Below are 22,906 nucleotides of genomic sequence, written 5' to 3' on the forward strand. Positions count from 1 at the left end.
GTTCGCGCGGGAGCCTCTTCTTGCGATGCGGGCGTCAGCCCTTGGTGCCGCCGGCGGTGAGGCCGGTGACGAGGTTCTTCTGCACGAGGTAGAAGAACACCGACACGGGTATCGCGATCAGCACCGCGGTGGCGGCCATGTAGTTCCACTGCGCGTCGTGCTCGCTGACGAAGGTCTGCAGGCCGACGGCGAAGGTGTACTTGGAGTCGTCCAGCATGAACGTGGTCGCGAAGGCGACCTCGCCGACGGCGGTGATGAAGTTGTAGAAGGCGGCGACGGCCAGGCCCGGGCGGGCCAGCGGCAGGATCAGCCGGAAGAAGGTGCCGAAGGGGCTCAGTCCGTCGACGCGTCCGGCCTCGTCTATCTCGAAGGGGATGGTGTCGAAGTACCCCTTGAGCAGCCAGGCGCTGTACGGCACGGCGGTGGTGCAGTTGATGACGATCAGCGCCCAGTAGGTGTCGATGAGATCGAGCTGGCTGAAGATCTCGTACATCGGCACGATCAGGATGGCGATCGGGAAGGCCTGGGTGAGCAGCAGGACCCACATCAGCTGCTTGTAGCCGGGGAAACGCATCCGGGAGACCGCGTAGCCGGTGGTGGCGGCGACGAAGACGCCGATCACGGTGGTGCCGCCGGCCACGATCATCGTCGACTTGAACCAGTCGAAGAAGCCGGTGTGCTGCAGCACGAAGCTGTAGTTGGAGAAGCTGAGCCTGCCCAGGATCTTGCCCGGGTGCAGATAGTCGTCCTTCTCGGGGCCGAGCGACAGGAAGATCAGCCAGGCCACCGGGGCGAGTGCGATCAGGCTCGCGACGGCGAGGCCGCCGTGCAGGAGGGCGGCGCCGAGCGGGCCGCGCTCGCCACGCCGGCGGGCGCGGCGCGGGGGCTGCGCGGCGGGGGTGGGCCCGGCCTCGGTCTTTTCCAGGGTCGTGGTGCTCATGGCGGCGGCTCCTGCGGCGTCAGACGGCGAGCTGGTCATTGCGCTTCAGCCAGCGGAAGTAGAAGGAGGTGAAGACGGTGATGATCGACAGCAGCAGTACGCCGTACGCGGCGGACTGGGCGAAGTCGCGCGGCTGCTGTCCGAAGCCCAGGAAGTAGGCCCAGGTGACGAGGATCTGGGCGTCCGGGGCGCTGGTCGGGCCGAACAGCAGGAAGATGATGGCGAACTGGTTGAAGGTCCAGATGATGCCGAGGAGCACGACGGTGGAGCTGACGGACCTCAGCCCCGGCAGGGTGACGTGCCTGAAGCGCTGCCAGGCGCCGGCGCCGTCCATCTCGGCGGCCTCGTAGAGAGAGGAGTCGATGGACTGCAGCCCGCCGAGCAGCGAGAGCATCATGAACGGCACACCGCACCAGGTGTTGACCATGATCGCGGCGAAGCGCTGCCAGAAGGTGTCCTCCAGCCACTGCGGCTGGGGCATGTGGAGCGCGTGCAGGATCTGGTTGATCACTCCGGAGTCGGAGAGCATGATCCGCCAGGAGAAGACGGTGACGAAGGTCGGCACGGCCCAGGGCAGGACCAGCAGCACGCGGTAGAAGGTGCGGCCGCGCAGCTTCTCGTTGAGCATGAGCGCGAGGCCCAGGCCGATGGTGTAGTGCAGGGCCACACAGGCGGCCGTCCAGACGACGGTCCACAGGAAGTGCGACCAGAACCGGTCGTACGACAGCGGGCCGAACAGGATGTCCTTGTAGTTGCCGAACCCGATGAACTTGTAGGTGGCCGGAATGTGGTTGACGCCGATCGTGCGCGCCGAGTTCAGGCTGTTGGCGTCGGTCAGCGTCAGGTAGACACCGCGGATCAGCGGGTAGCCCACGATCACGGCGAGCACGACGACCACGGGGGCGATCATCGCGTAGGCGTACCAGTACCTCTGGTAGCCGTGTCTGATGCGCTGCCCCAGCCCGGGCCGAGGCGCGCGGTCACCGCGGCGCCTGCCGGTCGCGCGGTCGATGGCGACTGTCATGGTTCGACACCTTCAAAACGATCAGGAGTTGGGCCGGGCACAGGGCGGTGGCCGCCGGATCCTTCCCCTCCTGACGAGAGGATCCGACGGCCACACGGGCGTCACTTGCTGAAGTCGGGCACCAGCTTGGCGATGGCGACCTCGGCGTTGCTCAGGCCCTTGTCCAGCGGCTCCTTGCCGTCGGCGACCTTCGGCAGCTCGGTGTCGAGCGGACCCCACAGGGAGCTGTACTCGGGCAGTGCCGGGCGGGGCTGGGCGGCGGGGAGGACGGACTGGAAGCCGGCGATGCCGGGGTCGGCCTTGACCTTCGCGGTGTAGGCGTCCTCACGGGTGGGCAGGGTGGAGTTCTTCAGGGCGATGGTCTCCTGGGAGCTCGCCGAGGTCATGAACTTCACGAACTTCAGCGCCGCGTCCTGGTGGGCCTTGTCCGAGCCGGCGTAGACCGCGAGGTTGTGGCCGCCGGTCGGGGCGCCCGCCTTGCCGGTGGAGCCGGCCGGGACGGTGGCGATGCCGAGGTTGGACTTGTCCGTGAAGGCGCTGCCCTTGTAGAAGTTCGTGATCTCCCAGGGGCCCTGGATGATCGCGGCGACCTTGCCGTTGACGAACGCGTCCTGGATGTGGGCGTAGGCGTCGGCGGTGGTGTCGGCCTTGTGCAGGCCCTGCCCGGAGAAGGTGCTCAGCCAGGTGCCGTAGGCCTTCTTGGCGGCGGCGGAGTCGACGGTGATCTTCTTCGCGGAGGCGTCGACGGTGTCGGTGCCCTCGCCGTAGAGGAAGGTCTGGGCGTAGTAGGCCTGGGTGGAGCCCCAGTAGCCGTACACCTTGTCCTTGGTGTCGATCTTGGCGGCGTCGGCCTTCAGCTCGTCCCAGGTCTTGGGGGCATCGGTGATGCCGGCCTTCTTGAACAGGGCCTTGTTGTAGACGAGGGCCAGGGTGTCGGTGACCAGCGGGACGCCGTAGGTCTTGCCCTGGTACTGGGCCTGCTTGATCAGGTTGGGCTGGAACTTGGCCTGGTCGGCGAGGGCCTCGGTGCCGTCCAGCGGCAGGAAGTAGCCCTTCTTGGCGAAGGCCGGGGTCCAGCCGACCTCGGAGCGCAGCACGTCCGGGGCGCCCTTGGAGCCGGCCGCGGTGTCGAACTTGTTCTGCGCCTGGTCGAAGGGGACGTTGACGTACTTGACCTTGATGTTCTTGTTGGCGGCCTCGAACTGCTTGATCAGGGCCTGGTACGTCGGCGCCTCGTTCGTGGCGTTGGAGGTGTCCCACCAGGTGATGGTCACCGGGCCGCCGGCCTTGTCGCCGCTGTTGCTGCTCCCGCCGCCGCAGGCCGTCGCCGCGAGGGCGAGGGACGCCACCAGCGCGGAGGCCGCTATGCCACGCCGCATGAGTTCTCCTTGAGGTTTCAAGCCCGAGTGAGGCAGGGGCGGTCCCGTCCGCCGTCCCTGCGGTCTTGCCGACAGCGCCGTTGCGGCGGCCGGGCGACCAGGAACGTAACAGCGTTGTAAGCCCCGCGAAAGACCTTGCAGAAAAAAAGTGCAAGGGAACACGATGGTTACCCGCTCGTGACCGGCGCTCGACCCCGATGCAACCGTGTATTGGAGCCGGTGGGGCGGTGGCGGCGGCACTTGTGCAAGACTCTGCAAGCTCTTGCCACCATGAATTCGAGGGAGCGCGATGAGGCAGCAACCCACGGCGGGCCGTTCGGCTGCCCGTGCCCGGCGTCCGGCCGGTGGGCAAGGCGACATACGACCGGTACAGTCCGGTGCCGTGACCACACGGCTTGCCGACATCGCTGCGCAGGCGGGGGTGAGCGAAGCGACTGTCAGCCGGGTCCTCAACGGGAAGCCGGGCGTCGCCGCCACCACCCGCCAGTCCGTGCTCGCCGCGCTGGACGTCCTGGGCTACGAGCGCCCGGTCCGGCTGCGGCAGCGCAGCGAGGGGCTGGTCGGGCTGATCACTCCGGAGCTGGAGAACCCGATATTCCCGGCTCTGGCCCAGGTCATCGGCCAGGCGCTGACCCGGCAGGGCTACACGCCGGTGCTCGCCACGCAGACCCCCGGCGGCTCGACCGAGGACGAGCTGACCGAGATGCTGGTGGACCGCGGGGTCGCGGGCATCATCTACGTCTCCGGACTGCACGCCGACACCACCGCCGACATGCAGCGCTACGAGCGGCTGCGGGCGCAGGGCGTGCCGTTCGTGCTGGTGGACGGGTTCTCGCCGAAGGTGCAGGCGCCGTTCATCTCCCCCGACGACCGGGCCGCGATGACGCTCGCGGTGACCCACCTGGTGTCGCTGGGCCACACCCGGATCGGGCTGGCGCTCGGGCCGAAGCGGTTCGTGCCGGTGCAGCGCAAGATCGAGGGCTTCGTGCGGGCCGTGCAGGACCAGTTGGGGCTCGCCGCCGAGGTGGTCGAGACGGAGCTGATCCAGCACTCCCTGTACACCCTGGAGGGCGGTCAGGCGGCCGCGACGGCGCTGATCGAGCGGAACTGCACGGCCGTGGTCTGCGCCAGCGACATGATGGCGCTCGGCGCCATACGCGCGGCCCGTCAGCGGGGCCTGGAAGTGCCCCGGGACGTGTCGGTGGTCGGCTTCGACGACTCCCCGCTGATCGCCTTCACCGACCCGCCGCTGACCACGGTCCGCAAGCCGGTGCCGGCGATGGGGCAGGCGGCGGTGCGCACGTTGCTGGAGGAGATCGGCGGGACGCCCGCGCCGCACAGCGAGTTCGTGTTCATGCCGGAGCTGGTGGTGCGCGGTTCGACCGCTTCGGCACCGAATGTCCTCCGTACGTCGTAGAAGGTGCGTCCCGGACCCGACCTTGGGATGATCGGTCGAAGACGCCTTTTCTGGCAGACTTGATGCCTATGAGTGACTCGACCGTGACGCAGTCGGAAGGTCGCGAGGAGGTGGCCGTTCCGCAGGCCGTCACGGGCGAGGACAGGCGGACTCCGCTGGGCCGGTTGCGGCGCCCGCGCCGGCCCCGGCTCTGGTTCGAGACCCTTCTGATCGCGGTGAGTTACTGGACGTACTCACTGATCCGCAACGCCGTCCCGGAGCAGCGGGGCAAGGCGCTGCGCAACGCCGACTGGATCTGGAGCGCCGAGCACCATCTGGGCATCGCCCTCGAACAGTCCGTCAACCACGCGCTGAACTCGGTGACTTGGCTGATCATCGGGATGAACTACTACTACGCCACGCTGCACTTCATCGTCACGATCGGGGTGCTGGTGTGGCTGTACCGGTGGCATCCGGGGCGTTACGCGGCGGCGCGGCTGGCACTGTTCGCGACGACGGGTGTGGCCCTGCTCGGTTACTATCTGTTTCCGCTCGCGCCGCCCCGGTTGATGCGCGGCGGGCACTTCGTGGACACCGTGATGGTGCACCACACGTGGGGCTCGATGGCCTCCGGCGATCTGAAGCACATGTCGAACCAGTACGCGGCGATGCCGTCGATGCACATCGGCTGGTCGCTGTGGTGCGGGCTGACGATCTTCGCGCTGGCGTCCGTGCCGTGGGTGCGGGTGCTGGGCCTGCTCTACCCGGCGGCCACCCTGCTGGTCATCGTCGCCACGGCCAACCATTTCTGGCTGGACGCGGTGGGCGGAGTGCTCTGCCTCGCCTTCGGGTTCACGGTGGCGCGCATGTGGTACGGCACGCTGCCGTACGCCCTGCCCCGGGTGGTCCCGGCCCGCAGGCGGGAGCCGGAGCCCGCCGTGGCCCGGGCCACCCAGGTGCCGTAGCAGCGGCCGGGCGTCACCCTCCGTTGCCGTAGAACAGCTCCTCGACCACCGTGCGTGCCCGGCGGGTGGTACGGCGGTAGGCGTCCAGCATGTCGCCGGCGTGCCCGGCGCCGTAGCCCAGGTAGCGGCCCACGGCGGCCAGCTCGCGCGGCTCGGTGGGGAAGGTGTCCCCGGCCCGGCCGCGCACCAGCATCACCGCGTTGCGCACCCGCGTCGCCAGCACCCAGGCCTCGTCCAGGATCTCCGTCTCCTCGGCGGTCAGCAGCCCGGCCTCGCGGGCGGCGGCCAGCGCGTCCCGGGTGCGGGTGGTGCGCAGACCGGGCTGGTCCCAGCCGTGCCGGAGCTGGAGGAGCTGCACGGTCCACTCGACATCGGACAGCCCGCCCGGGCCGAGCTTGGTGTGCAGCTTCGGGTCGGCGCCGCGCGGGAGGCGCTCGGACTCCATGCGGGCCTTCAGCCGGCGGATCTCGCGTACGGCGTCCTCGCCGAGGCCGTGGGCCGGGTAGCGGAGGGGGTCGATCAGCTCGGTGAAGCGGCGGCTCAGGTCCTCGTCCCCGGCGACCGGCTCGGCCCGCAGCAGCGCCTGGGACTCCCAGACCAGGGACCAGCGGCGGTAGTACGCCTCGTACGACTTCAGGGTGCGCACCAGCGGGCCCGACTTGCCCTCCGGGCGCAGGTCGGCGTCGATGAGCAGCGGCGGGTCGGCGCTGGGCAGCTGGAGCAGGCGGCGCATCTCGGCGACGACCTTGTTCGCGGCGGCGGCGGCCTCGTGCTCGTCCACGCCGTCCTGCGGCTCGTGCACGAAGACGACGTCCGCGTCGGAGCCGTAGCCCAGCTCGTGGCCGCCGAAACGGCCCATTCCTATGATCGCGAACCGGGTGGGCAGCGTGTCGCCCCAGCCGTCCCGGACCACCGCGCGCAGGGTGCCGGCGAGGGTGGCGGCGGTGAGGTCGGAGACCGCCGCGCCGACCCGGTCCACCAGGGCGCCCTGGTCGGCCTCGGCGGGGCTGGTCTCGGTGCCGTAGGAGCCGACGATGTCGGCGGCGGCCGTGCGGAACAGCTCGCGGCGGCGCACGCCACGGGCCGCGGTGACGCCCTGCTCGGCGTTCTCCGCGCGGCCCACCGCGGCCAGGATCTCCTGCTCCAGGTGGGCGCGCCCGCGGGGGTCGAGGCCGCCGCCGTCGCCGTCGCCCAGCAGGGCCACCGCCTCGGGGGCGCGCATGAGGAGGTCGGGGGCGAGGCGGCCCGCCGACAGGACGCGGGCCAGGTTCTCGGCCGCGGCGCCCTCGTCGCGCAGGAGGCGCAGGTACCAGGGGGTCTTGCCGAGCGCGTCGGAGACCTTGCGGAAGTTCAGCAGCCCCGCGTCCGGGTCCGCCGAGTCGGCGAACCAGCCGAGGAGGACGGGGAGCAGGGTGCGCTGGATCGCCGCCTTGCGGGTGACGCCGGAGGCGAGTGCCTCGAGGTGGCGCAGGGCGGCGGCGGGGTCGGCGTAGCCGAGGGCGACGAGGCGCTCGCGGGCCGCCTCGGGGCTCAGGCGGACCTCGCCCGGGGCGAGTTGGGCGACCGCGTCGAGCAGCGGGCGGTAGAAGAGCTTCTCGTGGAGCCTGCGTACGACGCCGGTGTGCCGCTTCCACTCCCGGATCAGCTCGGCCACCGGGTCGGTGCGCAGGCCGAGGGAGCGGCCGAGACGCCGCTGGTCCTCCTCGGCGACCGGGACGAGGTGGGTGCGGCGCAGGCGGTGGAGCTGGATGCGATGCTCCATCGAGCGCAGGAAGCGGTACGCCTCGTCCAGGCGGGCGGCGTCCTCACGGCCGACGTAGCCTCCGGCGGCCAGGGCCTGCAGGGCGTCCAGGGTGGTGCCGCTGCGCAGGCTCTGGTCGGTGCGGCCGTGCACCAACTGCAGCAGCTGGACGGCGAATTCGACGTCGCGCAGGCCGCCGGGGCCGAGTTTGAGCTCGCGTTCGATCTCGGAGGCGGGGATGTTCTCCACGACGCGGCGGCGCATCTTCTGGACGTCCGTCACGAAGTTCTCGCGCTCGGCCGCCTTCCAGACCAGGGGTTCGAGCGCGTCGACGTACGCCCGGCCGAGCTCCGCGTCGCCCGCGACCGGGCGGGCCTTGAGCAGGGCCTGGAACTCCCAGGTCTTCGCCCAGCGTTGGTAGTAGGCGAGGTGGGAGGAGAGGGTGCGGACCAGGGGGCCGTTGCGGCCCTCGGGGCGGAGGTTGGCGTCCACCGGCCAGATGGAGCCCTCCACGGTGGTCTCCGAGCAGATCCGCATGAGGTGGGAGGCGAGGCGGGTGGCGGCGGTGAGGGCCTTGGCCTCGGTGGTGCCTTCGGCCGCCTCCGCCACGAAGATCACGTCCACGTCGGAGACGTAGTTCAGTTCGTGGCCGCCGCACTTGCCCATCGCGATCACCGCGAGGCGGCAGGCGGCGGCGTCCCCGGGGGCGTTCGCCCGCGCGATGGCCAGGGCGGCGCGGAGGGTGGCGGTGGCGAGGTCGGCGAGTTCGGCGGCCGTCTCGGCGAGGTCCGTGGTGCCGCAGACGTCGCGGGCGGCGATGGAGAGCAGACACCGGCGGTAGGCGACGCGCAGCGAGACGGGGTCGGTGGCCTCGGCCAGGCCGCGCTCGAACTCCTCGACGCCGGGGTGCAGGTCCCTGGGCTCGTACGTGACCAGGGCGTGCCAGTCGCTCGGGTGGCGGGCCAGGTGGTCGGTGAGGGCGGCGGAGGCGCCGAGGACGCCGAGGAGGCGGTCCCGCAGCGGCTTGGCCGCGATGAGGGTGTCCAGCAGTTCACGGTGGGCCGTCTGGCCGTCCTGCGCCTCCAGGAGGCGGACCAGGCCGTGCAGGGCGAGATCGGGGTCGGCGGTGGCGCCCAGGGCTTCCAGGAGGACGGGGTCGTCGCGGACGGGGGCGAGCTCTGGTCCGTCGAGGAGGCGCTCCGCGGCGGAGGGGTCGGTGAAGCCGTGTCGGAGCAGGCGGGTGAACGTACTGCTTCTGCGCCCCGGCGTCATCTCCGTGGCCTCCCCTTGGGTGCGGCTGCGTGCGTCTCGGATCGGCATCGTCCTGGCCAGAGCCTAACCGGAGGGGGGCGGGGCGGCTTGGGGCGCGGGGGCCTGCGGGGCGGGGGGCGGGTTCGGGGTGGGGGTGGGGGTGGGGGTGGGGTCGGGGGCGGGGTGGGTTCTGGTGCGAGCGCCTGCCGGGCGGGGGGGCGGGGGCGTGGGGCCTGCCGGGCGGGGGCGGGTTCGGCGGGTTCGGGTGTGGGGTGCCGTGCCGGTGCGTGGGCCCTGCGCGGGTGGAACGGGTTCGGGCGCGTGGTGCCGTGCCGGTTGCGTGGGCCCTGCCCGGCGCGGGCCGGGGGCGGGGCGTGGCTTCCCCACGGCTGCGGGGCCCTGCGGGGGTGGAGCGGGTTCGGGTGTGGGGTGCCGTGACGGTTCATGGGCAGTGACGGGCGGGTTCGGGTGCGTGGGGCCCTGCGGGTGTGTGGTCCCACTGGCTGCGGCGGCCCGTGTGGGGGTGCCGTGGCTGCGGGCGGACGCCGCCCGGCACGTCCCTTCCCGCCGTGCGCGGCTGCGGCCACGGGTCCGGACCCCGGCCGTTCATCCGCTCTTCACTCTCCCGGTTGGATGCCGTGCGGCGCGGGAATGTTGGCGTGTGCATGCTCTGTCCGCACCGCCAGCCCCGCCCCGCCCCCCACACCGGAGGTTGATGTGTCCGGCAGTTCCGTGTACCGCCGTGCCCGTACCGTCGTGGCGTCCACAGCCGCCCTCGCCGCGGCCGCGTTCGGGCTGTGGACCGGGATCGGCGCAGAGTCCGCGCACGCCGCGGGCGCCGTGCCGAGCCCGGACCACGTGGTCGTCGTGGTCTTCGAGAACCACGCGTACAGCCAGGTCATCGGCTCCTCCAGCGCCCCGTACATCAACTCGCTGAAGTCGGGAGGTGCCAACCTGACGCAGTCGTACGCCGAGACCCACCCGAGCCAGCCGAACTACTACGCGATGTTCTCCGGCGACACCCAGGGCATCACGGACGACAGTTGTGTCACGCCCGGTTTCTCCTCGGCGCCCAACCTGGCGTCCGAGGTGATCGACGCCGGCCGTACCTGGGCCAGCTACAACGAGGATCTGCCCGGCCAGGGCGACACCACGTGCAGCAGCGGCGACTACGCCCAGAAGCACAACCCGTGGTTCGGGTTCAGCAACGTGCCGACGGACAGCGCCATGACGTTCGACCAGTTCCCGACGGACTACTCGACGCTGCCCCAGATGTCGTACGTGGTCCCCAACCTGTGCAGCGACATGCACGACTGCTCGGTGTCCACCGGTGACACCTGGCTGAAGAACAACCTGGGTGGCTATGCGAGTTGGGCCAAGACCCACAACAGCCTGCTCGTCATCACCTTCGACGAGGACAACCGGCTGAGCGGGAACCGGATCCCGACCGTGCTGTACGGGCAGCCGGTGGCCGCCGGGTCGTCCAGTTCCACCACCTACAACCACTACGACCTGCTGCGCACCCTCGAGGACAGCCAGGGGCTGACCTCGCACGCGGGCAACGCGGACTCCGCCAAGGACATCACCGGCATCTGGGCGTCCTGACGTGTACGTAGCGGACAGCCGCGCAAGCACGCCGGCGTCCGCGGACGGTGCCGTCCGGCCACTGGCCGGGCGGCGCCGTGCCGCGATCGCCCCGACCGTGCTCGCGCTCGGAACGGTCAGTCTGGTGACGGACGTGTCGTCCGAGATGGTCACGGCCGTACTGCCGTTGTACCTGGTCACCGGGCTGGGTCTGTCGCCGCTGGGGTTCGGGCTGCTCGACGGCGTCTACAACGGGTTCTCGGCGGTCGTACGGCTGGTGGGCGGGCATCTCGCCGACCGCGGTGGCGGACGGCACAAGTGGGTCGCCGGGTTCGGGTACGCGGTGTCGGCCGTGTGCAAGCCGTTGCTGCTGGTTGCTCATTCGCTGACTCCGATCGGACTGGTCCTCGCCGCCGACCGCACGGGGAAGGGGCTGCGGACCGCGCCCCGGGACGCCCTCATCTCGCTGTCCAGTACGGCGGAGACCCGGGGGCGCGCCTTCGGGGTGCACCGGGCCATGGACACGGCCGGTGCACTGCTCGGACCGCTGGTGGCCTTCCTGATCCTGCGGGCGACGGTGGACGGGTACGACGCGGTGTTCACGGTCAGCTTCTGTGTCGCCGTGCTCGGGGTCCTGGTGCTGGTGCTGTTCGTGCCGGGCGGGCGTGGTGGTGCCGGCACGGACGAGCGGCCCACCCTGCGGGGTGCGGTGGGGCTGTTGCGACGGCGGGGGCTGCGGCGGATCGCGGTGTGCGCGCTGCTGCTGGGGCTGGCCACGGTCAGCGACGCGTTCGTGTATCTGCTGCTGCAGCGCCGCCTCGGCGTCCCGGACCGCTGGTTCGCCCTGCTGCCGCTCGGTACGGCCGCCTCCTTCCTGCTGCTGGCGGTGCCGCTCGGGCGGCTCGCGGACCGGGTGGGCCGGTGGGCGGTCTTCGTGGGCGGACACGGTGCCCTGCTGCTCGCGTACGCGTCGCTGCTCACGGCGTGGCACGGCTCGGCCCTGCCGTACGTCGTCCTCGCCCTGCACGGCGCCTTCTACGCAGCCACCGACGGCGTGCTGATGGCCGCGGCCTCCGACGGGGTGCCGGAGGCGCTGCGCTCGTCGGGGCTGGCCCTCGTGCAGACCGGGCAGGCCGCGGCCCGGTTCGCCTGCAGCCTGCTGTTCGGCGCGGCCTGGACGGTGTGGGGCGACCGGGCGGCGCTGGCGGGCGCGGCGGTGGCGCTGGCCGCGTGCGCCGTCTTCTCCCTCACCCTGCGCCCGAAGGGAACGGTGCCCGCATGACCGTACGCAACCGCGTCCTGATCCTGGTCGCCGCCGTCGCCGTGCTCGCGGTGGTGGGGGTGGCGTCCGTGCTGCACGCCTCGGCCCGGGCGGACCGGCGTGACCAGGTGCAGGCGGGCGGTCCGCGGGTCACGGCGGGGGCGGTGACACTGACCGGGCACGGGCGGATGGTGTTCCGGAACATGGCGTGGGGGCCGCACCGGGACGAGCTCGTCGGCGTTCCGGCCGTCGATCCGTCGGGGGCGCGGACGGCGTCCGGGGTCAAGTGCCTGCGTTTCTACGCCGCTTCGGGCACCGGTGTCTGTCTGCAGGCCGTGCACGGCCCGGTCTCGGACACCTATCGCGCGCTGATCCTGGACGCGCGTCTGCGGACCGTGCACCGCTATGACGTCCCGGGCATCCCCTCCCGCGCCCGGGTCTCGCCGACGGGTCACTTCGCGGCCTGGACGGCGTTCGTGGGCGGTGACTCGTACGCCGGGACGAACTTCTCCACGCGTGCGGCGATCGTGGACACGAGGAGCGGTGCGCTGATTTCCTCCCTGGAGGCCTTCCGCATCGTGAAGGACGGGCACACGTATCACGCGGCGGACGCCAACTTCTGGGGCGTGACGTTCGCGAGCGACGATCGCACGTTCTACGCGACGCTGGCGACCCAGGGCAGTACGTACCTTGTCCGGGGCGACCTGCGCGCCCGTACGGTCACCGCCCTGCACGCGAACGTCGAGTGCCCGTCCCTCTCGCCCGACGGCACGCGGATCGCCTACAAGAAGCGGGTCAAGGGCCTGCCCAAGGACGCCCCCTGGCATCTGTACGTCCTGGACCTGCGCACCATGCGGGAGACTCCGCTGGCCGAGCGCAGGAGCGTCGACGACCAGGTGGTGTGGCGCGATGCCCGTACGGTCGTGTACGCGCTGCCCGGTGACTACGGCGCCGATCTGTACGAGGTGCCGGCGGACGGCTCGGGGGCGGCGCGGCGGATCACCACGGCCGCGGTGTCACCGGCGTACATCGGATAACCGCACCGTCAGCAGCCGCGTGACCTGGGCCGATTCGGTCTCGTTGACCAGGGCGTGAAGAAGATCACCGCTCTCGCAGCGCTCACCGCCGCCGGTCTCGCGCTCGCCGCCCCCGCCCACGCCGACAGCGACGGCACCCGCGGCCGCATCAACATCGCCGGCCGCCCCCTGTCCCCGGACAAACTCTGCGAGACGGCCCTCGGGATCGTCCCGCTCACCGCACCGTGGACGGGCAGCTCGGTGCACGACGCCTGCACCAACCGCCCACACGTCCATCCCGAACGCTCCCAGCAGGCCCGCTCCGACTCCGCCCAGGACTCGAACTCGGTCTCGGTCTCGGACTGGCGGTGAAAAGCAAGCGGCGGCTCGCCCCGAGGGGTGGGCCGCCTGTTGCGGGCCGATGTGAACGCCTGCTCCGGCCTGCCCCTACAGCACCGCCAGGTTCTTCCGCAGCTCGAAGGCCGTGACCAAGACGCCCGGTCAGGACGGTTGCGACGCGGCGAGGCTGTGACGTACGTCATCACCCCCGCCGTCCGCGAGCAGGTCGCAGCCCTCCGCGACGGCCGCCCCGGTCGACGGGCGTGACAGCCCCTGCCCTGCTGCTCTGCCGGCCAGGGGCCGCTCGTTCCGGGGGGCCTGCAGTTACTCGTTGTGACTTATGCCGATCAGGGCTGGGGTGTCACCGCAGTCCACTGAGACTGAGGCGTCATTCCCTGCGCTGGGGCGGGACATACGAGCGTGGTGCCGTTGGCCGCGCAATGCAGCGTGTAGACAGAGCCGCCCTGAGTGATGATCTTGTAGAACGCGTCACTGCCCTGAGCGTCGACCGAGACGCCGCAGACCGGGGAGTTCGTGGGGAATCCGGTGATCGTGCTGAGGTCGGTCCAGCCGGCCGCATTGGCCGGGCCCGAGACGATGTTCGGGCTGTCCGGGTTGGTGTTGGTGTTGGGACGCCTGCCGGCGAATGGCACCCCATTGACGAGGGCGGCGAGGAATTGCTCCATGCCGTTCGGCTTCGTCGAATCGACACCGGTGCCGCATGCAGTCGCAGTCGCGGTCACGGTTGCGGTCGCCGTGGTGGTCGCGGTCACCGTTGCGGTCGCGGTTACGGTCTTCGTTACGGTGACGGTGGGTTTCGGATGGGTGGTGTCGCAGTCGTCTTCGCCCCCCCGTTGGCGAGGCTTGTCGTGGTCGCAGTGGGGATCGACGGCGTATGCCACGCCTGTCTGGGACGTTACGGTGGCGGCCACCGCCACCGCGGGGGCCCCTACCGCGACTGTCACCGCCGTCGTGATCGCGGCGAGCCTGCGGACCCTGTTGAAGCCGCCGTGACCGGCTGACCCGAGTTGGGAGGTCGTCCTGTACTCAGGACTCATCTGGGTGCTCCTTGCTACTAAGTCCCGGGTGATCCCCGAGGCCACATGCGGAGCTTGACCTGGGCGCATCGGAGCATCGGTCCGATGGTGGGAAAACGCGCTTGTAGATCAATAAATCGGACTAGCCGGCATCTTCCGAATAGGCCATTTTCTGTGGATTTGCTGTGCGCGGCGGATCTGGTCGGAACTGCTCGGCGTAAGCGCCCGCCGCAACCCCCACACCCGCCCCAGCTCCCATCCCGTACGCCGTCGACCCACACACCGTGGAGCGGGCGTGGTTCCTGGCGTCCAGGTGGAGCGCGCCACTGTACGAACGGCTGTGAGGAAGTGGACAGTGCCGGCCGATCCCGCGCCGGAGGCACTGCTCTGACCGTCGCGTACGCGGCGATCGACTCATGGCCACCGGCCCTGTCCACCAGTGGGCGCGCGTCGGCGCAGTGCGGGCGGAGCGGGCCGAAGGCAGGAGCGTCGCCCGCAGCGGAGCCGGGAAGCGCGCCCGGCAGAGCGAAGCGCAGCCGGGGCTTGATCGAGGCGGCGGTGAAAGTCTTGACAGCGCTCGGCCTCGCTCTGGCAACGCCAGGGGATCCCCTGCTGCAGCCCTGAGCAGACTCTCGGGGCCGCATGGGACGCGGCTACGGCACGGTGAGTATCAGTTCCGACGACCCAGAGACGGCCCGGCACCCGCGAGACGCACAGGGCCGACGGTCCGCGACCGTCGGCCCCAAGGGATCGTTTCGGCGATAACCCGCCCTGACCTGCCCCTACAGCACCGGCAGGTTCTTCCGCAGCTCGAAGGCCGTGACCTCGGACCGGTACTCCTCCCACTCCTGGCGCTTGTTGCGCAGGAAGAAGTCGAAGACGTGTTCGCCGAGGGTCTCGGCGACCAGGTCGCTGCGTTCCATGAGGGTCAGGGACTCGCCGAGGTTCTGCGGGAGGGGCTCGATGCCCATGGCGCGGCGCTCGGCGTCGGAGAGGGCCCAGACGTCGTCCTCGGCGCCCGGCGGGAGCTCGTAGCCCTCCTCGATGCCCTTCAGGCCCGCGGCCAGGAGGACGGCGTAGGCCAGGTAGGGGTTGGCGCCGGAGTCCAGGGAGCGGACCTCGACGCGGGCCGAGCCGGTCTTGCCGGGCTTGTACATCGGGACGCGGACCAGGGCGCTGCGGTTGTTGTGGCCCCAGCAGATGTAGGAGGGGGCCTCGCCGCCGGCGCCGGCCGTGCGCTCGGAGCCGCCCCAGATGCGCTTGTAGGAGTTCACCCACTGGTTGGTGACCGCGGAGATCTCCGCCGCGTGCCGCAGCAGGCCCGCGATGAAGGAGCGGCCGACCTTGGAGAGCTGGAACTCGGCGCCGGACTCGTAGAACGCGTTGCGGTCGCCCTCGAAGAGGGACAGGTGGGTGTGCATGCCGGAGCCCGGGTGCTCGGAGAAGGGCTTCGGCATGAAGGTCGCCTGCACCCCCTGCTCCAGCGCCACCTGCTTCATGACCAGGCGGAACGTCATGATGTTGTCCGCCGTGGAGAGCGCGTCGGCGTAGCGCAGGTCGATCTCCTGCTGGCCCGGCGCGCCCTCGTGGTGGGAGAACTCCACCGAGATGCCCATCGACTCCAGCATGGTGATCGCCTGGCGGCGGAAGTCCATGCCGACGTTGGTGGGCGTGTGGTCGAAGTAGCCCGAGTTGTCGGCCGGGGTGGGGCGGGAGCCGTCCAGCGGGCGGTCCTTCAGCAGGAAGAACTCGATCTCGGGGTGGGTGTAGAAGGTGAAGCCCAGGTCGGAGGTGCGGGCCAGGGCGCGCTTGAGCACATAGCGGGGGTCCGCGAAGGACGGGGAGCCGTCCGGCATGAGGATGTCGCAGAACATGCGGGCGGTGCCGGGGGTCTCCGCGCGCCACGGCAGGACCTGGAAGGTGGAGGGGTCCGGCTTGGCGATCATGTCGGACTCGTAGACACGGGCGAAGCCCTCGATGGCCGAGCCGTCGAAGCCGATGCCCTCGTCGAAGGCCTGCTCCAGCTCGGCAGGGGCCACGGCGACGGACTTCAGGAAGCCCAGCACGTCCGTGAACCACAGGCGTACGAACCGGATGTCGCGCTCCTCCAACGTCCGGAGCACGAACTCCTGCTGCTTGTCCATCTTCCGCTACCCCATCCTTGCTGGTCAGGCCGCCTGTCCCCCGTCCCGCGGGAGGCGGTCGGGCACCTGAGCATCCCACCACAACACCATTTCATGCGCGTTGCGGACCTTGATCGCGGATGCGTCCTCGGCCTGAACGCCTCTCGTACGGCAGCTGTACTGCCGTGTCGCCCATCTTGCCTGCTCGGACCGATATCCGTAATGGCCGATTCGCTGAAGGCGTGACCGATGCCACGGCCGTTTAATTTGCATCTCAGATGCAACTTTTCCTACGGTTCTGATCAGCTGAGCCGATTGGAGTTCCGATGCTGTCCGAACAGTCCGCAGCCACCGTCCGCGCCACTCTCCCCGCCGTCGGCGCGGCCATCGGCGAGATCACCGAGCGTTTCTACGCCCGTCTCTTCGCCGCCCACCCCGAACTGCTGCGGGACCTGTTCAACCGCGGCAACCAGGCCTCCGGCGCCCAGAAGCAGGCCCTCGCCGGATCCATCGCCGCCTTCGCCACGCACCTGGTGAACCACCCGGACCAGCGGCCGGACGCGATGCTCGGCCGCATCGCCCACAAGCACGCCTCCCTGGGCGTGGCCCCCGAGCACTACCCGATCGTGCACGAGCACCTCTTCGCCGCCATCGCCGACATCCTCGGCGAGGCCGTCACCCCCGAGGTGGCCGCCGCCTGGACCGAGGTCTACTGGCTGATGGCGAACGCGCTCATCGCCATCGAGAAGCGGCTGTACGAGGAGAGCGGCAGCACCGAGCGCCGGCCCTGGGAGGTCGTGGAGCGCATCGAGGAGACGGCGGACGTCGTCACCTTCCGGCTGCGGCCCGCCGACGGCGGCCCGGTGCGCGGCTTCCGCGCCGGCCAGTACGTCTCCGTCCAGGTCGAGCTGGCCGACGGCGCCCGGCAGATACGGCAGTACAGCCTGTCCGGCGCGCCCGGCGAGTCGCTCCGCCAGTTCAGCGTCAAGCGGGTGACCGGCGGCGACGCGACGCCGGACGGCGAGGTCTCGAACCACCTCCACGCGCGCGTGCACGTCGGTGACGTCCTCGGCCTGTCCGAGCCGTACGGCGACCTCGTCCTGGACGCCGACGGCGCCGGGACCCCCCTGCTGCTCGCCTCCGCCGGCATCGGTGTGACCCCGATGATCGCGATGCTGGCCGACCTCGCGGCGGGCGGCCACGGCGGCCCGGTCACCGTCGTCCACGGCGACCGCACCCCCGCCGGCCACGCCCTGCGCACCGACCACGAGATGTACGCCGGGAAGCTCGCGGACGCCTCCGTGCACTTCTTCTACGAGCGGGACGCCGAGCCGGGCACCCGCACCGGCCTGGTCGACCTGGCCGGCATCGCCGTACCGGCCGGCACGCGCGCGTACCTGTGCGGCCCGCTGCCGTTCATGCGCGCGGTGCGCACCCAGCTGATCGAGAAGGGTGTGGCCCCGGCCGACATCCACTACGAGGTGTTCGGCCCCGACCTGTGGCTGGCCCAGGCCTAGCCCTACGGCCGCCGGATCACTCGGCGCCGAAGCGGCGGGCGCCCTCGCGGCCGGTTTCCTGGTTCTCCGCCACGTACGGGCGCAGCTCCTGCTCATAGGCGGCGAAGGCCTTGGTGTGGTCGTCTCCGGACCCGGCGAGTTCCCGGGCGAGAGCGCGGGCGCCGATCAGGGCCTGTGAGGTGCCCATGCCCGAGGTGGGGGCGGCGCAGTAGCCGGCGTCGCCCACCAGCACGACCCGGCCCTCGAACCAGTGGTCGAGGTGGACCTGACAGGCGGAGGAGAAGTAGAGGTCCTCGGCGGCGGACATGTCGTCCAGCAGGCGGGGCACGATCCAGTCGGCGCCGGCCATCCGCTCCCGGGTGATCCGCTCCTGCTCCGGGCGGTCCAGCAGGTCCAGCTTCGGCGAGTCGCTGGCGAAGGAGAGGCTGACGGACATCCGCTCCGGGTCGGCCGCGCTGAAGGCGTAGACCGTCCGGCCCCGGGTCTGCCACAGCGCGCCCCGGTGGTCCAGGCCCAGCCGGTTCGGCGCGGTGAAGCCGACGCCCGACACGCCGAGGTGCCGGACCGTCTCGCTGTGCGGGCCGAAGACCAGCCGGCGCACCGCGGAGTAGAGGCCGTCGGCGCCGACGACCAGGTCGTAGGTGTCCGGGGCGCCGCGTTCGAAGCCGACCCGGACCCCGTCGGCGTCCTGCTCGATCGCATCGACCGAGTCGGCAAAGACATAGCGCACCGCGTCCGCCGTGCGCGCGTGCAGGATGCGGGTCAACTCCCGCTTGGGCACTTCCAGTTCACCGGCGAAGACCTCGGCGGGCAGTTCGCCCGCGCGGTTGCCGTCGGCGTCCAGCAGGTCGGTGCCGCGCATCCCGGTGGCGTGCCCGCGCACCTCCTGAAGGATGCCCAGGTCCGCCAGCGCGTCGAAGGCCGCGCCCCGGAAGTCGACGGCGTAGCCGCTGTCGCGCAGCGCCGGGGCGCGCTCGATCACGGTCACCTCATGGCCGTCGCGGTGCAGGAAGAAGGCGAGGGCGGGACCGGCGACGCTCGCGCCGGAGATGAGGACCTTCATGACGTACCCCCGTCGTCGTGTTCGAGTCGGGGACCAGCCTTCATCAGGTCTGCCCGGTGATCAACACCGTCTTTCGGACACGGGCGTCAGTCGCCCCGCGGCCCCCGCGAGATCCCCAGCAGCAGCGGGCCCGTCGGCTCGGCGACGATCTCGGCGACCGTGACCGGGTCCAGGGCGGCGTAGAAGGCCTCCTGGGCCCGGCGCAGGGCGCCGCGCAGGCGGCAGCCGGAGTTCAGGGGGCACGGAGTCGGGCCCTCGCAGTCGACCACGTCGCCGTCGCCCTCGAAGGTGCGCACCACCGAGCCGACCGAGGCGGTACGGCCCTCGGTGGTGAGGGCGAGGCCGCCGCCCCGGCCGCGCCGGGCGTCCACGAGTCCCAGGTGCTGGAGTTCGGCGACGACCTTCGCGGCGTGCGTGTAGGGCACGTCCATGTCCGCCGCGACCTGGCGGGTGGTGGGCGTGGCGTCGGCGGCCACGGCCAGTCGCATCAGGACGCGCAGGGCCAGGTCGGTGGAGCGCAGGAGCCGCATACCGCGAGCGTAGGTAATGCGCATCCACGATTCAAATTATCCGTCGATCAGCTCTTTGCCGGGACCTCGCTGCGGAAGCCGACCCCCTCCCCATTACGATCGGCGGGCCCCACCCTTCCCGTTGCCGTCCCTTTCCCCAGAAGGACACCTCATGGGTTCCGCCAAGAACAGCAGCGCGGCGCGCAAGGCGCGCATAGAGGAGATGCGCCGTACCGAGCGGGCGCGCGAGCGCCGCAACCGCGCGCTCACCATCGCCGCGAGCGTGGTGGTCGTCGCCGGCCTCGTGGTCGGTGGCATGGTCCTCGTGAAGTCCCAGTCCGGCGACAAGAAGAACAGCGCGAGCGACTCCAAGAGCTCCTCCGGTGACTCCGGGCACTGGACCACCGGCAAGGACGGCGTGCAGGCCTGGAGCGGCAAGCTGGCGCGGACGCACGTGACGGCCAAGGTGTCGTACCCGATGCACCCCCCGGTCGGCGGCAACCACAACCCGATCTGGGCGACCTGCGACGGCACCGTCTACACCAAGCCGCTGCAGGACGAGAACGCCGTGCACTCGCTGGAGCACGGCGCGGTCTGGGTGACGTACACCAGCAAGGCGAACAAGGCCGACGTCGACGCGCTGGCGGCGAAGGTGAAGAAGACGCCGTACTCGCTGATGAGCCCGTACGAGAACCAGGCGGCGCCGCTGATCCTGTCGGCCTGGGGCCACCAGGTGGCCGTCAAGAGCGCGAACGACCCCGAGGTGAACAAGTTCTTCAGCGCCTACGTCCAGGGCCCGCAGACCCCGGAGCCGGGCGCCGCCTGCACCAGCGGGGCGATGTAGTGAAGCGCCGGCACGTCGGCTGGATCTCCGGGGCCGCGGCGGCGCTGCTCGTCGCGGCCGGCGCGATCACGTACGCCGTCGCCGAGAACACGGGCGGCACCTCCGCCGTGCAGACGCCGGCCGCCGAGTCGGCGGACGCCGGGTTCGCGCGGGACATGGCCGTGCACCACCAGCAGGCCGTCGAGATGTCGTACATCGTCCGGGACCGCACGAAGAACGAGGAAGTGCGGCGGCTCGCCTACGACATCGCGCAGACGCAGGCCAACCAGCGCGGCATGCTGCTCGGCTGGCTGGATCTGTGGGAGCTGCCGAAGGTGTCGGAGAAGCCGCCCATGGCCTGGATGGGCATGGGCGACATGCCCGAGCGCGGGGACGGCTCGCTGATGCCGGGCATGGCGACGAACACGGAGCTGAGGAAGCTCCAGTCGCTGAGCGGCAAGCAGGCCGAGATCCTGTACCTGCAGCTGATGACGGACCATCACAAGGGCGGGATCCACATGGCGGAGGGCTGCGTCGCCAAGTGCACCGTCGGCGTGGAGAAGCGGCTCGCGCAGGGCATGGTCGACGCGCAGCAGTCCGAGCTCCAGGTGATGGCCCGGATGCTCAAGGAGCGGGGCGCCGCGCCGCGTTCGTGACCAGCGGTTCGTGAGCAGCGATGGGTGAACGGTGAACGGGTGGTTCGTGAACAGCGGCCACACACTTCCGTTACGCAACCGTGAGGTACGAAAGGTGCAATTCGCCCTACGTGACGGCTACTTGGGCTTCTCTTGACCTTTCCGTTCCCCTGGCATGAACCGTTCATCGAAAGAGTGACCCCCATCGTGTGATCCACAGGGCCGGCCGAACCGCCGCGGGCCGGCACGCGGATGCATGACGTATCGACCACTACATGCATGCGAACCGCATCGCAGGGGGTTCTATGAGATCCAACCGCGCCAAGCTGCGCGCCGTGAGCATGGCAGCGACACTGCCGATGGTCGCCGGCGCGCTGGCGCTGGGCATACCCGCGGCACACGCCGCGGACAGCCCCGCTCGTTCCGCACTGAAGGGCACCAAGCCGCTGTGGGCCACGGCCAAGGCGGACAAGGGCGCGACCGCGAACAGCGCCCCGGTGAACGCCCGGGTCTACTTCGCCGGCAAGGACGCGGCGGGCCTCGCCGCCTACGCCAAGGCCGTGTCCGACCCCAGCTCGCCGCTGTACGGCAAGTACCTGAGCGCCAAGAAGGCGCAGGCCCAGTTCGGGGCCACCAAGGCCCAGGTGGCCGCCGTCAAGTCCTGGCTGACGTCGGCCGGCCTGAAGGTCACCGAGGTCACCCAGCACTACGTCGCCGTCTCCGGTGACGTGGCCGCCGCCGAGAAGGCCTTCGGCACCCAGCTGCACAACTACGCCAAGGGCTCGGCGACTTACCACGCCCCGGCGCAGACGGCCACCGTGCCGGAGGGCCTGAAGGGCGCCGTCCTGACCGTCACCGGCCTGGACAACGCCCCGCACATGGCCAACCACGACGACCAGCTTCCGCCGCCGGACGCCGTGTTCAAGAACTCCGGGCCGTTCTCCTCGTACTACGGCTCGAACATCGCGACGACGCTGCCGGACGCGTACGGCGGCAAGATCCCGTACGCGATCAAGGGTTACACCGGCAAGCAGCTGCGCGCCGCCTACGGCGCGGGCGACTACACCGGCAAGGGCGTCCGCGTCGCCATCACCGACGCCTACGCCTCCCCGACGATCGCCTTCGACGCGGGTACGTACGCGGTCAAGCACGGTGACGCGGCCTGGAAGACCGGCCAGCTGCACCAGGCGCTGCCGAACAACTACACCAAGATCAAGGAATGCAAGGCCGCGGGCTGGTACGGCGAGGAGACCCTCGACGTCGAGGCCGTGCACGCGGTCGCGCCGGACGCCGACGTCACGTACGTGGGCGCCGCGTCCTGCTTCGACAACGACCTGCTCGACTCGCTCAGCAAGGTCGTCGACAACCACCTGGCCGACATCGTCTCCAACTCCTGGGGCGACGTCGAGGCCAGCCAGACGCCGGACCTCGCGGCCGCCTACGACCAGGTCTTCCAGCTGGGCGCGGTCCAGGGCATCGGCTTCTACTTCTCCTCCGGTGACAACGGCGACGAGGTCGCCAACACCGGTACGAAGCAGGTCGACACCCCGGCCAACTCGGCGTGGGTCACGGCGGTCGGCGGTACGTCCCTGGCCGTCGGCAAGGGCAACACGTACGAGTGGGAGACCGGCTGGGGCACCCAGAAGGCGACCCTCTCGGCCGACGGCAAGAGCTGGACCAACTTCCCCGGCGCCTTCACCTCGGGCGCGGGCGGCGGCGTCAGCAAGACGGTCGCCGAGCCGTACTACCAGAAGGGCGTCGTCCCGGACTCGCTCGCCAAGGCCAACAGCGCCGACGGCAACCGCGTCGTCCCGGACATCGCGGCCATCGCCGACCCGAACACCGGCTTCCTGGTCGGCCAGACCCAGACCTTCTCGGACGGCTCGCAGCAGTACAGCGAGTACCGCATCGGCGGCACCTCGCTCGCCGCCCCGGTCATCGCGGCGGTCCAGGCCCTGGCCCAGGAGGCGCACGGCGGCAAGGCGATCGGCTTCGCCAACCCGACGATCTACGCCAAGTACGGCAAGGGCGTCTTCCACGACGTCACGGACAACCCGACCGGCTCCGGCCTGGCGGTCGCCCGCGTGGACTTCGCCAACGGCCTCGACGCGTCGGGCGGCCTGCTGTACTCGGTCCGCAGCCTCGGCAAGGACAGCTCCCTGTCGGCGGTCAAGGGCTACGACGACGTGACGGGCGTCGGTTCGCCGGCGAACGGTTACGTGCAGTCGTACAAGAAGCACTGACGCGCTGACGCTCCGCTGAGGAGCGGGGGGCGTGGGGTCCTGGTGACCTCACGCCCCCTT

18 protein-coding genes are annotated in these 22,906 nt (G+C 70.7%); 10 read left to right on the forward strand and 8 right to left on the reverse strand.

The features are described from left to right. Window positions 1-34: 34 nt before the first annotated feature. The 3 genes from ACWDEN_RS17960 to ACWDEN_RS17970 all read right to left on the reverse strand — a co-directional run bounded on the left by ACWDEN_RS17960 (window position 35) and on the right by ACWDEN_RS17970 (window position 3,343). Window positions 35-940: a sugar ABC transporter permease gene (locus ACWDEN_RS17960; protein ID WP_351616575.1), complete on the reverse strand. Its 906-nt coding sequence runs from the start codon at window positions 938-940 to the stop codon at window positions 35-37. A 19-nt stretch (window positions 941-959) separates the two neighbouring features. After that, complete coding sequence (locus ACWDEN_RS17965) at window positions 960-1,964, reverse strand: carbohydrate ABC transporter permease (protein WP_450859623.1); 1,005 nt, start codon at window positions 1,962-1,964, stop codon at window positions 960-962. Window positions 1,965-2,065: 101 nt separating this feature from the next. Then, a complete protein-coding gene (locus tag ACWDEN_RS17970; protein WP_450859624.1) occupies window positions 2,066-3,343 on the reverse strand; it encodes an extracellular solute-binding protein in 1,278 nt (425 codons plus the stop codon). Window positions 3,344-3,725: 382 nt separating this feature from the next. Between ACWDEN_RS17970 and ACWDEN_RS17975 the strand changes: the two genes are divergently transcribed. Together ACWDEN_RS17975 and ACWDEN_RS17980 are read left to right on the forward strand one after the other, a co-directional pair. Continuing rightward, the gene (locus tag ACWDEN_RS17975) at window positions 3,726-4,760 is read left to right on the forward strand and encodes a LacI family DNA-binding transcriptional regulator (protein ID WP_351616584.1); all 1,035 of its coding nucleotides are present in this window, start codon (window positions 3,726-3,728) and stop codon (window positions 4,758-4,760) included. A gap of 68 nt (window positions 4,761-4,828) precedes the next feature. Then, a complete protein-coding gene (locus ACWDEN_RS17980; protein ID WP_351616587.1) occupies window positions 4,829-5,704 on the forward strand; it encodes a phosphatase PAP2 family protein in 876 nt (291 codons plus the stop codon). Window positions 5,705-5,717: 13 nt separating this feature from the next. Here ACWDEN_RS17980 and ACWDEN_RS17985 read toward each other — a convergent pair whose 3' ends face one another. Continuing rightward, on the reverse strand, window positions 5,718-8,717 hold the full coding sequence (locus ACWDEN_RS17985; protein ID WP_450859625.1) for a bifunctional [glutamine synthetase] adenylyltransferase/[glutamine synthetase]-adenylyl-L-tyrosine phosphorylase: 3,000 nt from the start codon (window positions 8,715-8,717) through the stop codon (window positions 5,718-5,720). Between the two features lie 696 nt (window positions 8,718-9,413). On the opposite strand from ACWDEN_RS17985, the gene ACWDEN_RS17990 reads away from it, so the two are divergent. The 4 genes from ACWDEN_RS17990 to ACWDEN_RS18005 are packed head-to-tail and all read left to right on the forward strand — an operon-like array spanning window position 9,414 to window position 12,929. Further along, complete coding sequence (locus ACWDEN_RS17990) at window positions 9,414-10,301, forward strand: alkaline phosphatase family protein (RefSeq protein WP_351604557.1); 888 nt, start codon at window positions 9,414-9,416, stop codon at window positions 10,299-10,301. A gap of 1 nt (window position 10,302) precedes the next feature. Next, window positions 10,303-11,562: an MFS transporter gene (locus tag ACWDEN_RS17995; RefSeq protein ID WP_351604555.1), complete on the forward strand. Its 1,260-nt coding sequence runs from the start codon at window positions 10,303-10,305 to the stop codon at window positions 11,560-11,562. Further along, entirely contained in the window at window positions 11,559-12,578 is a 1,020-nt protein-coding gene (locus ACWDEN_RS18000; protein WP_351604553.1) for a TolB family protein, read from the forward strand. The genes ACWDEN_RS17995 and ACWDEN_RS18000 overlap by 4 nt, the downstream gene beginning before the upstream one ends. Before the next feature lie 54 nt (window positions 12,579-12,632). Continuing rightward, window positions 12,633-12,929, forward strand: a complete 297-nt coding sequence (locus tag ACWDEN_RS18005; protein ID WP_351604551.1) for a hypothetical protein — start codon at window positions 12,633-12,635, stop codon at window positions 12,927-12,929. A gap of 314 nt (window positions 12,930-13,243) precedes the next feature. Here the strand turns inward: ACWDEN_RS18005 and ACWDEN_RS18010 are convergent, their stop codons facing one another. Next, window positions 13,244-13,954, reverse strand: a complete 711-nt coding sequence (locus tag ACWDEN_RS18010) for a hypothetical protein (RefSeq protein WP_351604549.1) — start codon at window positions 13,952-13,954, stop codon at window positions 13,244-13,246. Window positions 13,955-14,715: 761 nt separating this feature from the next. After that, window positions 14,716-16,077, reverse strand: coding sequence for a type I glutamate--ammonia ligase (glnA, locus tag ACWDEN_RS18015; protein ID WP_351604548.1), 1,362 nt, complete (start codon window positions 16,075-16,077; stop codon window positions 14,716-14,718). 305 nt (window positions 16,078-16,382) lie between these two features. Between glnA and ACWDEN_RS18020 the strand changes: the two genes are divergently transcribed. After that, complete coding sequence (locus ACWDEN_RS18020) at window positions 16,383-17,573, forward strand: globin domain-containing protein (protein ID WP_450859626.1); 1,191 nt, start codon at window positions 16,383-16,385, stop codon at window positions 17,571-17,573. Window positions 17,574-17,589: 16 nt separating this feature from the next. On the opposite strand, the gene ACWDEN_RS18025 is transcribed toward ACWDEN_RS18020, so the two are convergent. Beyond that, the gene (locus ACWDEN_RS18025; protein ID WP_351604545.1) at window positions 17,590-18,636 is read right to left on the reverse strand and encodes an FAD-dependent monooxygenase; all 1,047 of its coding nucleotides are present in this window, start codon (window positions 18,634-18,636) and stop codon (window positions 17,590-17,592) included. Window positions 18,637-18,722: 86 nt separating this feature from the next. Then, entirely contained in the window at window positions 18,723-19,166 is a 444-nt protein-coding gene (locus ACWDEN_RS18030; protein WP_351604543.1) for an RrF2 family transcriptional regulator, read from the reverse strand. Window positions 19,167-19,317: 151 nt separating this feature from the next. On the opposite strand from ACWDEN_RS18030, the gene ACWDEN_RS18035 reads away from it, so the two are divergent. From ACWDEN_RS18035 to ACWDEN_RS18045, 3 genes are all read left to right on the forward strand, one after another. Next, complete coding sequence (locus ACWDEN_RS18035) at window positions 19,318-19,989, forward strand: DUF3105 domain-containing protein (RefSeq protein ID WP_450859627.1); 672 nt, start codon at window positions 19,318-19,320, stop codon at window positions 19,987-19,989. Next, window positions 19,989-20,624, forward strand: coding sequence for a DUF305 domain-containing protein (locus tag ACWDEN_RS18040; RefSeq protein ID WP_351604539.1), 636 nt, complete (start codon window positions 19,989-19,991; stop codon window positions 20,622-20,624). The genes ACWDEN_RS18035 and ACWDEN_RS18040 overlap by 1 nt, the downstream gene beginning before the upstream one ends. Before the next feature lie 284 nt (window positions 20,625-20,908). After that, window positions 20,909-22,846, forward strand: coding sequence for a S53 family peptidase (locus ACWDEN_RS18045; RefSeq protein ID WP_351604537.1), 1,938 nt, complete (start codon window positions 20,909-20,911; stop codon window positions 22,844-22,846). The last annotated feature ends 60 nt before the right edge of the window (window positions 22,847-22,906 follow it).

The sequence above is a fragment of the Streptomyces sp. NPDC001153 genome (assembly GCF_053598315.1).